The following is a 16,270-nucleotide window of genomic DNA, read 5'->3' as shown; positions in this document are numbered from 1 at the left end:
TCAAGGTAGCTGCTCGACGACCCCGAAGACGGTTTCGCGCACCACAGCGGGAGTCTCCTGTGGAATCAGGTGCCCCGCTTCCTCGACGACGATCATCTTGCCGCGCGGAACGGCCGCCATCAGGTCGGCCGCCCACTGGTTGAACCTGGGCCGCCACGCGGTCATGCCGCGCTCGACCAGTCCCGCCTGCAGGCACACCGTGGGCACGTCCGGCGTGCCCGCTGCCTGCACGCGGCGCATCACGGGCAACGCGGCGACGATCTGCGACGCCTCCCGGCTGCCCGCGCGCATCGCCCGCGCGCTGGCGTGGTCACGAATCATGATCTCCACGTCCGCCTCGGTGATCTCGGGCGAGACGCCGTTGCGGAAAGTCGCCCTCCTGATCAGTCCTTTGCCGCCGAACCGCGCCAACACCCCCAGCAGCGCGAAGAACCTGGCCGCCACCTTGGCGTTGCGGGACGACATCACCTCGGCGAGCGTCGCGTCGACGAACACCATGCCGGCGACGCGATCAGGATGACGGTCGGCGAACACGCGGATGATCGGCCCGCCCCAGCTGTGCCCGACGAGCACCACCGGATCGTTCTCCCCCAAGACGTCCAGCAACGCCGTGAGATCGTCCACGATCCGGTCGAGTGTGCGGTCGTGCGTGTCGACGTCACTGCCGCCGTAGCCCGCGCGGTCGTAGGACAACGTGCGGTAGCGCGCGCTCACCTCGCGCTGGGTGTGGACCCACGACGACGCGGGCGCGCTCATCCCGGCCTCGAACACGACCAGTGGCCCTGGCCCCTCGCCGGCCACGATCGCACGGAGGTTCCGCCCGTCCGGCAGCACGACGATCTTCTCGGTCAGACCGATTCCCGGATCCAGCATCGCGGCCGTCATCGGTGCCAGCACGGCGGGTGGTGCTCGTCCCACGGCGCGAGGCTTTCCAGCTGCGCGGCCAGGGCGAGCAGGTCGGCGTCACGGCGGTTGCGGCCGACCAGGTGCACGCCGTGCGGCAGTCCGTCATCGTCCACATGCGACGGAATCGACACGGCGGGCACGCCGGCGAGGTTCACCCACGGCGTATGGCACGACCAGCGCAGCATCCGTTCGGCCTCGTCGCCCTCGTAGTAGCCGATCCGGACCGGCGCGCCGTTCGTGGTCGGCGTGAGCACGACGTCGTAGTCGTCGACCGCGGCCAGGAACGTGCTGGCATAGCGGGCGAGCACGGCCTGAGCCGTCACGACGTCACTGGCGGACAACGCGTCGCTCATCGTGAGGAGCTGTTGTGAGTACGACGAAAGGAGATGCGTCCGGTCCGTCAGCATCATCGCCTGCACCGCCGCGCCCACCGAGTACGCGAACCAGTCGACGATCGCACGCCGAGTGGGCTCGTCCCATCGTGCGGGCAACGGGATCTCCCGCACCTCGTGCCCGAGGTCGATGAGCTTCTGCGCCATGCGCCCGACCGCCAGGGCCGCCTCCGGGTCGACGTCCTGGTCGAGCCCGGTGTCCGTCCACATCGCGATCTTCAGCCGCCGCCGCAGTCCGAGCGCGGCTGTGAAGCTGCTGGCGTGGCTCCAGCCGTAGAGGTCGCCGGGCGCGGGACTCGCCATGACGTCCAGCAGGAGCGCGGCGTCCTCGACCGTGCGCGCGATCGGTCCTTCCGTCGAAGCCACGAAGAACGAGCTGGCGGGCGCGGAGCTCACCAGGCCACGGCTCGGCTTCACGCCGACGAGGTGACAGGTCGCGGCGGGCGTGCGAATCGACCCGGCGCCGTCACTGCCGTGCGCGACGGGCAGAAGTCCTGCCGCGACAGCCGTTGCCGCGCCGCCGCTGGACCCGCTCGAGTAGCGGTCGGTCCCGTACGGCGTCACGGACGGCCGCGGGACGACCTCGTTCTCGGTGTAGCAGGTGGACCCGAACTCGGGCGTGTTCGTCTTGCCGAGCACCACCGCGCCCGCCTGCCTGAGCAGCCCGACGGTCCACGCGTCCTCCCCCGGCACGAAGTCCGCCAGCGCCGCCGAACCGAACGTCGTGCGGATTCCCTTGGTGGCGGCCAGATCCTTGATGCCGATCGGCAGGCCGAGTAGCGCCTCCTGCTCGCCCCGGGCTAGTCGTTCGTCCGCGCGACCTGCCTCCTCGAGTGCCTGCTCACCAGTGACGGTGATGAACGCGGCGAGCTCCTCGTCGAGCCGGTCGATGCGCGCGAGGTAGTGCCCGGTCAGTTCGCGGGAGCTGATCTCCTTGGCGCGCAGCGACCGCAGCTGCTGCGCCGCGGTGAGTTCGTGGAGGTCGCTCATGGTGTCACCCTCGTCGCGGTGAGCAGCCGGTGCACCGACCGCGCGACCACGTCCAGCTCGTCCGGCGTCATCGGCTGACCGCCGAACATCCGCCGGTGCATCAGCGGGCCTTCCAGCAGGTTGCCGACCAGTGCCAGGTCGGGCACCTCGCCGATCTCCCCGCGCCGCACCGCCCTCGCGATCGCGTCGACCAGCGGCTGCGAGCGGCGCGAGACCAGGCCGCGGAACGTCCGCTCCGCCTCGTCGTCCCGGCGCAGGTCGGAGAGGAACCCGACCAGACCGTCGTTCCACGGCTGGTCCCACGCGACGGCGAGGTCTGTGGCGAACGCTCTGAGGTCGGCGAGGAGCGTGCCGGTGTCGAAGTCCGGCACGGGCGGCAGGAACTGCTCCAGCACGTCCGCCACCAGCCGCACCTTGCTGGGCCACCGGCGGTACACGTCGGTCCTGTGAGCGCCTGCCTGTGCCGCGACCTGGGTCAGCGTCAGCGCGTCGTAGCCGTGCGCGGTCAGCAGCGACCACGCAGTCGTGAGCAACCGCTGTTCGAGATCGGGATCCCGCGGACGACCCGCCACCGTCGGCCCTCCATTTCGCAACAGAGTGTTGCGTTAACGTAGCACGGCGAGTTCCCCCAGGTCTCTCATCGCCGCCTGGATTCCGGTGTCGACGACGGAGCGCAACACGTCGGGGCGCCGGTCGGTGCGGCCGACCCGCGGGCTGCCGAGCGGAGGCCGGATCTGCAGGCACGCGGGATGGGTGGCCAGCAGCTCTTCCTCCTCGTCCCGGAGGTCCTTGCGCTGCAACCAGGTCTGCACGACTCCCGGCGCATGGCGAGCGAACCAGCGCGACAGCACGACCCGCTCGCCGCGAGAGGGGCCCACCGGAATGTCGTCCTCCTGGGTGGTGCGCAGGGCGACGATGTGCGTGGCCTTCTGGGCGAGCGCCGACCGCACGCAGACCATCTCGCTCAGCCCGGCGTCGACGTACGGGTGCCCGTCGATGACCACGGGCGGACCGGCGAGCAGCGGCATCGCGGTCGACGCCCTCAGCGCGTCCTGCAGGCTCGGGACGTCGTGGATCTTCCCCAGCAGGTCGGTGGCCTCGCCGGTGAGGGCGTCCGTGGCGATCGGGTGGAACTCGACCGGGTTGTCCAGGATGTCCTGAAAGCCCATCGGCATGACCTGGGTGTAGATGGTGTGGACGAGGTGCTTGGTGTCCAGGACCGGCCGGCGGCTGAACGCGCGCAACGGGTTGATGGTCGTCCGCATGACTCTCGGGTCCCACCACGCGTGCATGGTCTTCTCGGCACGTCCGCACAGCAGCCACGCGCCGTTCAGCGACCCCGCCGAACTGCCGTAGACGGCGTCGAACAACGGCAGCAGCCCGAGCCGTTCGATCGCGACCGTCATGCCGCTCGAGTACGCGCCGCGCGAGCTGCCGCCTTCGATCAGCAGCACCAGGCGCGCGTCGTCCGCGCGCTGACCTGGCGTGCTGCCCTGCCGCCTGCGTTCACGCAGCAACTCCAGAACGGACACCTGCCACCTTCTCCTTCTGTGTGACCGCGAGCAGCGCGCCGGCGATGGTGATGACGGCGCCGGCGAACTGGACCGCGGTGAAGCTCTCCCCCAGCAACGCTACCGAGAAGGCCGTTCCGAACACCGGGACCGCGAACATCGTGACCGTCGCGGTCACCGGGCTCACGGCCTTCAGTGCGCGGTAGTAGAAGAGGTAGGCCAGCGCGGTCGGGCCGATCGCGAGGAACACGAGGTTGGCCCAGCCGGTCGCGGACACCGCCGCCCAGTCGGTGTCCGGGAGCTGCGGGGCTGCGGCCAGCACCAGGCCGAGTGCGCCGGCGCCGGCAGCGGAGGTGGTGGCGCGCAGGGGATCCATGCCGGTCAGGACCTTCTTCGACGTGATGCTGTAGGCAGCCCAGCACGCGGCGCAGCCGACGTAGAGCAGGTCGCCCAGCAGCCGGGTGCCCGTGAAGCCGGTCGTGGCGATCCCGGCGAAGAACACGATCGCGCCGGCGACACCGATCGCGAGGCCTCCGACACGTCTCGCGGTGGCGGCCTCCCGGCCGGTGACCAGGGAGAAGAACGTGGTCAGGACCGGGCTCAGCACGGGGACGACGACGCTGCCGTCCACCGCGGGCGCGAGCGAGATCGCCCAGAAGAACAGGATGTTGTAGGCGAACACGCCGATCAGGCCGGCAGCGCCCGCACGCCTCAAGTCCCGCCAGGAGAAGGACCCCGTACCGGGGCGCAGGAGCGTCATCACGACGAGAACCACGGCGGCACCTCCGAACCGCAGCGCCGCGGCGACACCGTGGGGCATCTCGCCGACGATCACCTTGGAGCTGGTGAACGCGGACCCGAACAGGGCCATCGTGATCGCCAGGTACAGGTACGGGGTGGCGTGCTGGTCGGACATGGTCCGATCTTTCGTCGTGACCGGCGCCGGGTCTTGTACGTTCCTGACCCTTCTAGCAGCGGAGCTTCAGTTCCAGGACGTCGATCCCGACCGGCGTCCGGCGGGTCTCGAGGCCTGTGATCTGCCACGGCGTCTCGAGCAGGGCCTCGAGCGCGATCCGGGCCTCCATCCGAGCCAGATGCGCGCCCAGGCAGAAGTGGATGCCGTGCCCGAACGACAGGTGCGGGTTGACCGTCCGCTTCGGATCGAAGGTGTGCGGGTCGGCGAACACCGACGGGTCGCGGTTGGCCGCGGAGATCATCGCGACGACCCGTTGGCCTGGCTGGAGTTCGACGCCGTCGAGCACGGCGGGTCTGGTGACGAACCGGTCCGTCCCGCCCGTCGGTGGCAGGTAGCGGAGAACCTCTTCGACGGCCAGGGGGAGATCGGCGGGCTTCGGCTGGGAGACGAGGCACAGCATCGCGTTGACCAGCAGGGTCTTGGTGGTCTCGTGGCCGTTGATCAGCAGCAACGTGCAGAAGTCGACCAGCTCGTCCTCGGTCAGGCCGGCCGAGTCGATGGCTTGGGGGCGCTCGTCGTGGAAGAAGGCGCGCATCTCCTTCAACGCCAGCCGGAACTCGGTGTCGACCGCGGCGAACGTGCCGAAGAACGAGGTGATGGCCTCGGTCCAGCGCACGAAGTCCGGCGACACCGGTAGTCCCAGGAGATCGGCGATCGTCTGCAGTGTCAGCGGATAGGCGACCTCGCGGGCCAGGTCCAGCTCCGAGCCCGTGACCAGGGCCTTGACCCTGGCCTCGAGCAACGGTTCCAGCGACGCCAGGGCACGTGGCGTGAACAGCCGGCTGACGACCCGTCGCAACGCGTGATGGCGTGGCGGATCGGTGGCCAGCAGGCTGCGCAGCAACGGGTTGTCGCGGTGCGGGATCGGCTGGGTGCTGTAGCGCAGCTCGTCCGACGAGAAGACCTCGTGGTCGGTCAGCACTCTGTCCACATCGGAGTACCGGGTGGCGACCCACGCACCGAACGGGGCGAATCGCACCGGGCCGATCTCTGGGGCGGCGAAGATCTCTTCAAGCGACACGGTCGGAGTGTGCTACTCCCCTGCCGCCGTGGCTTGGAAGAAACGGACACACGACATCCCGACCGCTCGCCGGAACTCCGCGAGCATGTGCGGCTGGTCGTAGTACCCGGCGCGCACCGCGATCTCCGCCCAGTCCGGCGTCCCGGTCCGGGCCAGTGCCATCGCGAGGTGCAACCGCACCACCCGCGCGTAAGCCTTGGGGCTCAACCCGACCGCCACCTGGAACCGTCGCCGCAGCTGCCGTGGCGACAACCCGACGACGTGCGACGACATCGGCGCCCCGGGATCCGCGCGGATCCCCTCGATCACCTGCCGCACAGCCTGGTCCGCGGCACGGGCCGGTGCTCGCAGGGCGCGCAGTCCGTCGGCGAGGCCCGAACCGGGAATCCGCACGCCTTCCAACGGCACCTCGTCGGCGGCGATCCCCAGCACGTCCGCACAGGTCCCCGGCCGCAGCCGCATGCCCGTCAGCGGCTGCGGCAGCGTTCCCGTCCTGGACGACGTCTCCGGCCCGCTCAGCCACAACGAGCCGTCCGCGAAGACCAGCAGGTCCACCGACGGCTGCGGCAGCGACGGCGGCAGCTCGCCACTGCGCCGCCACACCGTGCTCACTCTGCCGGTGAAGTCGCTGGTCACGCCGCCGAGTGAACCCCGCGCGGCCCGTCGCCGCTACTGAATTGCCCTCAGCTGCTAACGTGGAGATCAACGCCTCAAGAGGAGCTCGAAGTGCTGGTAGGTGAAGACGACATCTCAGGGTGAGCCCGAGATGTGACAGGCCATCAATCGTGATGGCCCTTTCGTCGTCCCCTTTTCCACTCGCGCGGCATGCCGTCGCGCGCGGCACATCCCGAGGTTTCACCCATGTCCGACGCATGCATCGTCGTGTCCACCCTGTCGTTCGCCTGGCCGGACGGCACCCCTGTGTTCGACGGCCTCTCCGTCACGGTGCCCGGCGGCCGCACCGGTCTCGTCGCCCCGAACGGCGCCGGCAAGTCGACGTTGCTCAAGCTCGTGGCGGGAGCGCTCACACCCTCTGACGGCAGCGTGTCCGTCGACGGTGTGCTCGGCTACCTGCCGCAGGATCTGCCGTTGACCGCCGACCTGACCGTGGCGGAGGTGCTCGGCGTCGCGGCCGTTCTGCGCGCGATAGCGGCCGTCGAGTCCGGTGACGTCGACGAGGAGCACTTCACCGTCATCGGCACCGACTGGGACCTCGAGGAGCGCACGCGCGCCCAGCTCGACCGGCTCGGGCTCGGCGACCTCGCGCTCGACCGGACGCTGGACACCCTGAGCGGCGGGCAGATCATCTCGCTCGGGCTCGGGGCGCAGTTGCTCAAGCAGCCGGACGTGTTGCTGCTCGACGAACCCACCAACAACCTCGATCTGGAGGCACGGCACCGGCTGTACTCGGTGCTGGACGACTGGCGCGGGTGCCTGCTGGTGGTGAGCCACGACCGGGCGTTGCTCGATCGGATGGACCGGATCGCCGAGCTGGACGGCGGCGAGATCCGGTTCTACGGCGGCAACTTCAGCGAGTACGAGGAAGCCGTGGCGGCCGAGCGCGAAGTGGCGGAGAAGAACATCCGCAGTGCCGAGCAGGAGGTGAAGCGCGAGAAGCGCGAGATGCAGCAGGCGCGCGAACGGGCGGCGCGGCGGGCCAGCAACGCCCAGAAGAACCTCTCGAACGCCGGTCTGCCGCGGATCTTCGCGGGCAACATGAAGCGCAACGCCGAAGTGTCCGCCGCCAAGGCCGACGGCACGCACGCGAACCGGCTCAGCGCCGCCAAGACCCGGCTCGACAACGCCGAACGGGCGTTGAAGGACGAGCAGAAGATCAGCCTGGAGCTGCCGCAGACCGCGGTGCCCGCGGGACGCACGTTGTTCCTGGGCACGGGCATCCGGGTGCGCGAACTGTTCAACGGCGTGGACCTGGCCGTGCGAGGTCCGGAACGCATCGCGCTGGCCGCCCCCAACGGCGCCGGCAAGTCGACGCTGCTGCGGGTCGTCCACGGCTCGCTCCTGCCGGACAGCGGTGAGGTGAAGCGGGCCGACGGACGGGTCGCATATCTCTCGCAACGGCTGGACCTGCTCGACGACGCCCGCACGGTGGCGGAGAACCTCGCCGCGTTCGCCCCGGCCATGCCCCCTGCCGAGCGGATGAACCTGCTGGCGCGCTTCCTCTTCCGGGGCACGAGGGCCCACCTGCCGGTCGGCGTGCTGTCCGGTGGCGAGCGGCTGCGGGCCACGCTGGCGTGCGTCCTGTTCGCCGAGCCCGCGCCACAACTGCTGTTGCTGGACGAACCCACGAACAACCTCGACCTCGTCAGCGCCGGGCAGCTGGAGAGCGCGCTGAACGCGTACCAGGGCGCGTTCGTCGTGGTGAGCCACGACGAACGGTTCCTGAGCGAGGTGAAGATCGACCGCTGGCTCCGGCTGGACAACGGCAAGCTGCTGGAGGGCCGGCATGCCTGAGGCCGCCCTGGTGGCCAACGAACTGGTGCGGGTCTTCGGCGGCCGGCGGGTGCTCGACGGGGTGTCGCTGACCGCGGCACCCGGCCGGCGCCTCGGGGTGATCGGCGAGAACGGTGCCGGCAAGTCGACGCTGCTGCGCCTGCTCGCGGGCATCGACCAGCCCGACGGCGGCACCGTGGAACGGCCGCCCGACCTGGGTTTCCTGCACCAGGAGATGCCGTTCGCGCAGTCCTCCACTATCTCTCACCTCATCGACGACGCCTTGGCTGAGTCACGGCAGGACCTCGCGGAACTGGACCGTCTCGGAGCCCTGCTCGCTTCCGACGACGTGTCCGCGGCCTACGCGGAACGCCTCGAACTGGCGCAGCGGCACGAAGCCTGGGACGCGGACAGGCGTGCCGGGATCGTCCTCAACGGACTCGGTGACGTGGAATGGTCGCGCTCGCTAGGATCACTGTCCGGCGGCGAGCGCCGGCGTCTCGCGGTGGCCGCGCTCGTCGTCCGCAGGCCGAGCGCGTTGCTCCTCGACGAGCCCACCAACCACCTCGACGACGACGCGGCCGAGTTCCTCGCGTCACAGCTGCGCGGCCTGCCGGGGTCGGTCGTCCTGGCCAGCCACGACCGCGCGTTCCTCGACGCGGTGTGCACCGACCTCCTCGACCTCGATCCGGCGGTGGACGGTCCCGTCCGGTTCGGCGGCACCTACAGCGAGTACGTGCGGCAGAAGCGGGCCGACCGCGCCCGCTGGGAGCGCCAGTACCTGGAGGAGCAGGAAGAACTGGACGGCCTACGCGAGTCGCTCGGCATCACCGCACACCGGGTAGCGCCGAACCGGATGAGGCGCGACAGCGAGAAGATGGGCTACGGCGTGCGGGCCAACCGCGTGCAGAGCCAGATCTCGCGCCGCGTCCGCAACACCACCCGCCGCCTCGAAGACCTCGAACGCCGCCGGGTGCCCGCTCCCCCGCGCCCGCTGAGCTTCGAGCCGGACGCGCTGACATCGTTGCCAACCAACGAGCTTCTGCTCTCACTGCGACACGTGGACATACCCGGAAGGCTGAAACTCGATCACCTGAACGTGCATGACGGCGCAAGACTGCTCGTCACCGGCCCCAACGGCGCGGGCAAGTCGACACTGCTGCTCGTCCTGGCAGGTCAGCTCGCCGCGCAGGGCGTCCACCGGCATCCCGATCTGCGCGTGGGCCTGCTCGACCAGGACACGACGTTCGCCAACCCGCGGCTCACCCCGCGAGGAACCTACGGCAGGGCACTCGGCGCCGAACGGGCCGAGCAGGTACCGCTGGCCTCGTTGGGACTGCTGGACAAGCGGGACCTGGGCAAACCGGTCGGCGCACTGTCCGTGGGCCAGCAACGCCGCCTCGCGCTCGCGCTGCTCGTGGCCGATCCACCGCACCTGTTGCTGCTCGACGAACCCACGAACCACCTCTCGCCCACGCTGTGCGACGAGTTGGAGGACGCCCTAGGACCTGGACCCGGCGCAATCGTGCTGGCCAGCCACGACCGCTGGTTGCGCGGCCGCTGGCAGGGCACCCGCCTGACCCTCCACAGTGGATAGTCGCGCGAGCCGCACGGGCTGTGCCAAGCTGCGAACGTGAACGAGCCTGAGCACACCGCCAACCAGGTGGACGGCACAGTGAGTGGATTCGTGGTGCAGGCGGGCACGGTCAACGGCGGGATCCACTACTACGGCTCCGCCGCGCCGCCTCCCCCGCAGTCCGGCGACGCGTTCGGAGCACTGGTCGACGCACTGCTGGAGGTGCCGTCCGTGCGCGACGAGGCGAGCCGCCGCCTCGTGCTGTCGAGGATGCGCCGCGAGATCGCCGACGCGGTGCCGCACCACCAGCGGGCCCGGTTGCACGTGATCGAGCTCGTGAGCACGTGCCAGAACTACGACGACGGCCTGGCCGACCTGCTGCGGGTGCTGCGGGAATTGGAGGGGGACTCCATTGCGGTGCGCCGTTCGGCGCAGGCGGCGCAGTCGCTGGAAGAGATAGAAGACGTCGATTGATCAGGGAAAGTAATGCGCCGCCTGCTTAAACCGACATCCCGGTATCGGTCGATCGCTGCCATACTCCGAACACCGACCTCGACCGGGGAGGACTGGGATGGTGTGGACGGAGGAGCCTACGCTGTGGCCTCTTGTCGACGCCCTGCAAAAAATCACCTGTTTGGCGGATCGCAACGGCCGCAACATGGTTGCCCGCATGGTGTGCGCCGAACTCCGCGAGCAATTGCAGTTCGAGGAGCACAAGCAGGCCATCGGCCACCTGTACAGCCTGGCTGAGGTGTGCACGCAACATCCGAAAGGGCTGACCACGCTGGTACGCGTGCTGGAACGAATCGAGCAGAGCTCCAAGCCCATGGCAGCGTTGCGAGCAATCGTTGCCGACATGACAGCACTCGAAATCCTCCCCGCCGAGGAAACCAAGAGGCTGTTCACGTTGCTGCAAGGCGTCGTGGTGGCCGACATCGCCGACATTTACGACGCCATCGCGGGCCCGGCCGCACCACGACTGCGCGAACAAACCACCTATCGCGAGGTCTTTCGCGCACTTGAGACGCTGAATTCCGAGCCGAATGGAATACCCAAGCCACTTCTGCTCGTCGAGCACATCGCCGCCAGGGTTCGGCCGGAGCTCGCGATCGAGCTGCGCCGGTGGGTGGAGCAGCAGGCCGCCCGGATGGACCTCGGCCCGGAGCTGAAGGTCGTGCGGGAGAACGCCCCGGAGACGCACGGCCCCTTGACGCCGCCACCCAGTTCGGTGGCGTATTTGTTGCTGCAGCTCCAACGGGAAGGCGCCACGGGCGGCCGATATCGCCTGTCGCACTGGCGGCAGCTCGACCTGTCGGACGGGTGGACACCCCATCGCGGTCAGGACCTGGTCGACGAGCTCGAGGCGATGAAGAAGCACGTCGCAGGGCTCATCGAGGAGGTCGAGGAGAAGTGGGCGCAGTACCGGCCCGACATCCACATCGAGATGATCTTGCCCAGTGAGATCATCTCGCTGGACGTGGACCAGTGGCCGTGGGAGACGGACACGTTGATCCCCGAACCCATCGGCTGCAGGTACCCGCTGGTAGTTCGAAGCCTCGACCGGATGGTGAAGCGGAAGTGGCACAGGTCGTGGCACGCCCGCTGGCAGGAACTGCTGGCGCAGCTGACGAACAGCCGTGCGATCCGGCGCGACTCGGCGTGCTGGAGCCGTTCCGCGACCGAACGAGGCCTGCGCGAGCTCATGTCGAACTTCGAACGGAAGCCGAAGCTGGTGTCGCTCGTGCTGAGCGCGCCTCCCCAGGTGGAGAAGGCCGGCCAGGACGAGGTCGCGGTGGGCCTGCGCGCCGGCGTGCCGGTCATGGTGTGGCACAGGGAGAAATGCGACTCCACGGAGTTCGTCGCGATGGTCGATGAACTGCTACACGGTGAGGACGACCCGAACCATCTGCTCGAACGGGTCCGCATGGCGCGGGCGACGGCGTTCGAGGAAGGCTCGGCGGCGCGGCACGTCTGCGGCAACCTGACCGTTCTGTGGGACGACCCGGCGAGAGTGGTGGTGCCGGTCCCGCCGGCCGCGCCGGAGGTGGTATGAGCCGGCCGCCGAAGGACGAACGGAGCCCGGCTGACGCGTCGGCCGGGTTTGACGCTGTTGTGCTGCAACAGTTCGTTCACCCGCACGGACCCGACCGACCACTGTCCACAACGGACCTGACGTACCGCGAGGTGCGGGACGCCCTCTGGCTCGCCCAGCAGCTGCACCGCCCGGAGCCCGGGGCTCCCCCTCCGCCGCCACCGGCAGACCAGCCGGTTCCGCCCGCCGAGACGGAGCACGAGGAACCCGAGTGGGACAACCCCGCCGAGCAGCCCGCACCCACGCCCGAGCACCGCGACACCACGACCCGGCCAGAGGCGTCCTCCGCGGCGGAGGAGGAGAACTGGACACCGGGGCCCGCCAGGGTGTTCCCGATTCCGGTCGGCGGCGGCGCGACGACGAACGGCGAGGCGGCGCTCGCCTGGCCCACGGTGCCCGCGCTGTCGGAACCGCGAGGGATCGCGGGCGCGCTGCGTCCGTTCATGCGACCGGCACCGTCGCCGTGGCGCACCGTCCTCGATGAGGAGGCCACCGCGGTCCGCGCGGCGCAGGAAGGCTTGTGGCTGCCCGAATGGCGGCCCGCGCCGTGGCGGCGGTACGACGTGGTGGTGGTCGCCGACGCCGCGCCGTCGATGGAGATCTGGCGGCAGACCATGCAGGACTTCCTGACGTTGCTGCAGCACCAGGGAGCGTTCCGCGACGTCCGGTTCCTGCGGCTCGACTTCTCGAAGTCCTCGCTCGCGGACCTGGTGCTGCAGCCGGAGGGCGGGCAGGGGCGCGGACAGCACTGGTCGGACCTGGTCGACCCGACCGGCCGGCGCGTGGTGCTCGTGATGACCGACGCGATCGGTCGCGCGTGGCACGAAGGCGCCGCGAACGAACTGCTCTTCCGGTGGGGCCGGGTGATGCCCACGGCGGTCGTCCACGTCCTCGAGCAACGGCTCTGGCGATGGGGCGGCCTCGCCACCCGCCGCGTGCGCCTGTCCGCGCCTGCACCCGGAGCCGCCAACAAGGACCTGCGGGTGCGGGTGGTCGAGCCGGATCTCGCGCTCGACGTCGGTGATCCGGCCGTGGTTCCCGTGCCCGTGCTGGGCCTCTCGCCCGAGTGGTTCGCCGGCTGGACTCGGCTGATGACCGCGCCGGGCTCGGAGTGGGTCGAGACGACGGCGGCCATGGTCCGGCCCCGTCCGGACGAGCCGGTGGTGACCACTCCGGACGAGCCGGCCGAGCAGCTGACGCCGCGCACCAGGCTGATGCGCTTCCGGACACAGGCGTCCGTCCCCGCCTTCCACCTCGCTGGACTGCTTGCCGCGACACCGTTGAGCCTGCCGCTCGTCAAGCTCGTCCAGCGGATCATGCTTCCCGGCACGAGCCTGTCCACGCTCGCCGAGGTCGTTCTCGGCGGGTTGCTGAAACACGTGCCAGCGAATGGATCGACACCCGATCCAACTCGTGTCGCTTACGAGTTCCACGACGGCGTCCGCGAGGAACTGCTCTCCTGTTCGAGACGTGCGGACACGATTCGAGTGGCCCGCATGGTCGGGCGGTACTCAGAGCGCGTCAACGGAACATTGCGAAACTTCGCCGCAGCGCTCGATGCACCGGACGAGATCGCCGATCCTGCGCCGAATGCCGAAAACCTTCCGTACATCCGAGTGCAGGAGGCAGTGTTCCGCACGCTCTCCGGCCCGTACATCAGACGAGCAAAGCGCCTCACCGCATCTAGACTCCGCTTGGAATACGACCGTTCTGAATCGGTACAGCAAGTGGAGCAGGAGAAATTCGGCGTGCAGGTAACCGAACCCCCGAACGCGATCGCATCTGCCAGCGACACGTTCCCGGCCGAGGGAGAACAAGTGACCGCCCCAGGATTCCCTCTTTCGGTGGAACAACGACGCGAAGGCTTGAGCAAACCTCAAGTGTGGGGTGCGGTTCCGCTCCGAAATCCGGATTTCGTAGGCAGGAAACAGCTGCTGGAGAGTCTTCGCCAGCGCCTGCTCGAACCGGGCGCCACGGCCGTTCTACCCGAAGCACTGCACGGCATGGGCGGCGTCGGCAAGTCCCAGACGGTCGTCGAGTACATCTACCAGCACGCCAACGAGTACGACGTCGTCTGGTGGATCTCGGCGGAGCACCCCTCCCAGATCACCTCCAGCCTGGTCGAGCTGGCGAAGAAGATGGCGCTGCCCACAGCGGCGACCGCGGACACCGCGGTTCCGGCCGTGCTGGACGCCTTGCGGCGCGGCGAGGAGCCCTACTCCCGTTGGATCCTCGTCTTCGACAACGCGGACCGCCCCGAGACCGTCCGTCAGTTCTTCCCGGCCGGCTCCGGTCATGTCGTCGTCACCTCGCGCAACTCCGAGTGGGGCAACATCGCCCGGCCGGTCGAGGTCGACCTGTTCACCCGTGCGGAGAGCAAGCAGCTGCTGAACCGGCGTGGTGGTGCGCTGACCGACGCCGACGCCGACCGGCTGGCCGAAGCCTTGGGCGACCTGCCGCTGGCCATCGAGCAGGCAGCAGCCTGGCGCGCCCAGACCGGCATGCAAGTGTCCGAATACCTCGACCTCCTAGAGCAGAACCGCATCGAACTGCTGGAAGCCGGTACTTCGAGCGGCTACCAGCTCCCGGTGGCGGCGGCGTGGAACGTTCCGCTGAACCGGTTGAAGAGTGAACATCGCGCGGCCCTGCAGCTTCTGCAGGTCTGCGCCTTCTTCGGGCCGGAACCGATCTCCCGGAAGCTGTTCAGCGGTGCGCGCGGCACGCCTGTACCCGACGCGCTCGCGAAGGCGTTCGCCGACCCGATCAAGCTCAACCGGGCGGTCCGCGAGATCAGCCGCTACAGCCTCGCCAAGATCGACCACAGGAACAACACGTTGCAGCTGCACCGACTCGTCCAGACAGTGCTGAAGAACCGCTTGGACCCCGACGAGACGGACGTCATGCGGCACGCCGTGCACGTGCTCCTCGTCAAGGGAGACCCCGGCGACCCCGACAGCGCGACCAATTGGCCGCAGTACGCCGCCCTGCTCCCCCACGCGACCATGTCGAGGGCAGTCAGCTGCCACGACGAGTGGGTGCGCGAGCTGATGATCAACCTCGTCCGCTACCTGCTCGCCAGCGGCGACTACGGCGGCGCGCTCGACTTCTCCGAGCACTGCATCGACGTCTGGCGGGCGAACCTCGGTGACAGCAACCTGCACACCCTGGAGATGTCCCGCCGCCACGCGGTCGCACTGCGGAGGCTGGGCAAGATCGACCGGGCGATGGAGCTCAACGAGAAGACCCTCGAACTGCTCCGCAACGAGGTCGGCGAGGACAACGAGACCTTCCTGAACATGCTCGACACCGTTGCGGCGGACCGCCGCATGAAGGGCAGGTTCACTGAAGAACTCGAGCTGCAGCAACAGGTGTACGACCGGGCCAGGGAGTTGCTCGGCGAGAACGACCCGGCCACGCTCAACTACGCCGTCAGCCTCGCGAGTTGCTACCGGGCCATGGGCGAGTTCGTCCGCGCACGCGAACTCGACCAAGACACCGTGGATCGATCCGCCGTCGTGCTCGGCGAGGACCACATCTTCACCTACCGCGCCCGCAACGCGCTGTCCATGGACATCCGGGAGGCGGGGGACTACGTCGCGGCCAGCACGCTGCAGGAAGAGACCCTGGAGATCCAGAAGGAGCTCTTCGGCGAGGATCACCCGTTCACCATCGGCGCCATGCGGAACCTGGCAGTCGCCCTGCGCAAGGCCGGTAACCACGACGGGGCCCGGCGTCTGTCGGAGCAGTGCGTCACCCTTTACCGCAGGCGGCACGGCGACCGGCACATCGACACCGTGACGTCGCTGATGTGCCTGTCCACGGACCTCAGGCTCATCCCCGACCTGCCCGGCTCACTCGCGCATGCCGAGGAAAGTCACCGGCTGTTCAATGAGATTCGCGGCGAGAACCACCCGTACACCCAGCTCGCAGCCACGAACCTCGCGGTGAGCTACCGACTCGCGGGTGACCCGGCGAGGGCTTGTGCGCTCAACGAGGCGACGGTGGCGAAGTTGCAGCAACTGTTCCACGACGACCACCCGTTCACGATGGTCGCGGAGACGAACCTCGCCAGCGACCTCTGGGTTCTCGGCGAGGTCGCGAAGGCAAAGGAACTCGACGAGAAGCTGCTTGCACGGTCGACCCGTGTGCTCGGCGCGGAACACCCCTCCACGCTCGCCGTGGCACTGAACCTGTCGATCGACCTCTCCGCGCTGGGGCGGCTCGACGACGCGGCGATCCTGCACGCTTCCACGATGGCCGGCTTCCGCAAGGTGCTGGGCGACAACCACCCGGCAACGATCGCAGCCAGCCAGTCCGTCCGGGCGAACTGCGATGAGGACACGATGGAGCTCTGA

Annotated in this window: 12 protein-coding genes; 5 read left to right on the top strand and 7 right to left on the bottom strand. The window is 69.1% G+C overall.

What is annotated here, in order from left to right; all coding sequences use genetic code 11:
- Genes ABZ345_RS02215 through ABZ345_RS02185 form a run of 7 tightly spaced genes read right to left on the bottom strand, consistent with a single transcriptional unit; the run spans window position 1 to window position 6,432 of the window.
- Window positions 1-918 (bottom strand): alpha/beta hydrolase, encoded by a 918-nt coding sequence (locus ABZ345_RS02215; RefSeq protein WP_359842031.1) that lies wholly within the window; start codon window positions 916-918, stop codon window positions 1-3.
- Entirely contained in the window at window positions 882-2,288 is a 1,407-nt protein-coding gene (locus ABZ345_RS02210; RefSeq protein ID WP_359842029.1) for an amidase, read from the bottom strand. The genes ABZ345_RS02215 and ABZ345_RS02210 overlap by 37 nt, the downstream gene beginning before the upstream one ends.
- On the bottom strand, window positions 2,285-2,860 hold the full coding sequence (locus ABZ345_RS02205) for a TetR/AcrR family transcriptional regulator (RefSeq protein ID WP_359842027.1): 576 nt from the start codon (window positions 2,858-2,860) through the stop codon (window positions 2,285-2,287). The genes ABZ345_RS02210 and ABZ345_RS02205 overlap by 4 nt, the downstream gene beginning before the upstream one ends.
- 33 nt (window positions 2,861-2,893) lie before the next feature.
- Window positions 2,894-3,820: a patatin-like phospholipase family protein gene (locus ABZ345_RS02200; protein WP_359842025.1), complete on the bottom strand. Its 927-nt coding sequence runs from the start codon at window positions 3,818-3,820 to the stop codon at window positions 2,894-2,896.
- Window positions 3,795-4,715, bottom strand: coding sequence for a DMT family transporter (locus ABZ345_RS02195; RefSeq protein ID WP_359842023.1), 921 nt, complete (start codon window positions 4,713-4,715; stop codon window positions 3,795-3,797). Before ABZ345_RS02195 ends, ABZ345_RS02200 begins: the two co-directional genes overlap by 26 nt.
- A gap of 52 nt (window positions 4,716-4,767) precedes the next feature.
- The gene (locus tag ABZ345_RS02190) at window positions 4,768-5,796 is read right to left on the bottom strand and encodes a cytochrome P450 (RefSeq protein WP_359842021.1); all 1,029 of its coding nucleotides are present in this window, start codon (window positions 5,794-5,796) and stop codon (window positions 4,768-4,770) included.
- 12 nt (window positions 5,797-5,808) lie between these two features.
- Window positions 5,809-6,432: an AraC family transcriptional regulator gene (locus tag ABZ345_RS02185; protein ID WP_359842019.1), complete on the bottom strand. Its 624-nt coding sequence runs from the start codon at window positions 6,430-6,432 to the stop codon at window positions 5,809-5,811.
- Window positions 6,433-6,657: 225 nt separating this feature from the next.
- On the opposite strand from ABZ345_RS02185, the gene ABZ345_RS02180 reads away from it, so the two are divergent.
- The 5 genes from ABZ345_RS02180 (at window position 6,658) to fxsT (ending at window position 16,270) form a co-directional block, all read left to right on the top strand.
- Window positions 6,658-8,268 (top strand): ABC-F family ATP-binding cassette domain-containing protein, encoded by a 1,611-nt coding sequence (locus ABZ345_RS02180; protein WP_359842017.1) that lies wholly within the window; start codon window positions 6,658-6,660, stop codon window positions 8,266-8,268.
- The gene (locus ABZ345_RS02175) at window positions 8,261-9,844 is read left to right on the top strand and encodes an ABC-F family ATP-binding cassette domain-containing protein (protein ID WP_359842015.1); all 1,584 of its coding nucleotides are present in this window, start codon (window positions 8,261-8,263) and stop codon (window positions 9,842-9,844) included. The genes ABZ345_RS02180 and ABZ345_RS02175 overlap by 8 nt, the downstream gene beginning before the upstream one ends.
- A 36-nt stretch (window positions 9,845-9,880) precedes the next feature.
- Window positions 9,881-10,297 carry a hypothetical protein gene (locus ABZ345_RS02170; protein WP_359842013.1) on the top strand — a complete coding sequence of 139 codons (417 nt, stop codon included), beginning with the start codon at window positions 9,881-9,883 and terminating at the stop codon, window positions 10,295-10,297.
- 97 nt (window positions 10,298-10,394) lie between these two features.
- The gene (locus ABZ345_RS02165) at window positions 10,395-11,876 is read left to right on the top strand and encodes a hypothetical protein (protein WP_359842011.1); all 1,482 of its coding nucleotides are present in this window, start codon (window positions 10,395-10,397) and stop codon (window positions 11,874-11,876) included.
- Window positions 11,873-16,270 carry an FxSxx-COOH system tetratricopeptide repeat protein gene (gene fxsT / locus ABZ345_RS02160; RefSeq protein WP_359842009.1) on the top strand — a complete coding sequence of 1,466 codons (4,398 nt, stop codon included), beginning with the start codon at window positions 11,873-11,875 and terminating at the stop codon, window positions 16,268-16,270. Before ABZ345_RS02165 ends, fxsT begins: the two co-directional genes overlap by 4 nt.

The sequence above is a fragment of the Lentzea sp. NPDC005914 genome (assembly GCF_040629405.1).
Lineage (GTDB): Bacteria > Actinomycetota > Actinomycetes > Mycobacteriales > Pseudonocardiaceae > Lentzea.
Note: the sequence above shows the minus strand (reverse complement) of the source record. Positions and strands in the feature narration are given on the sequence as shown.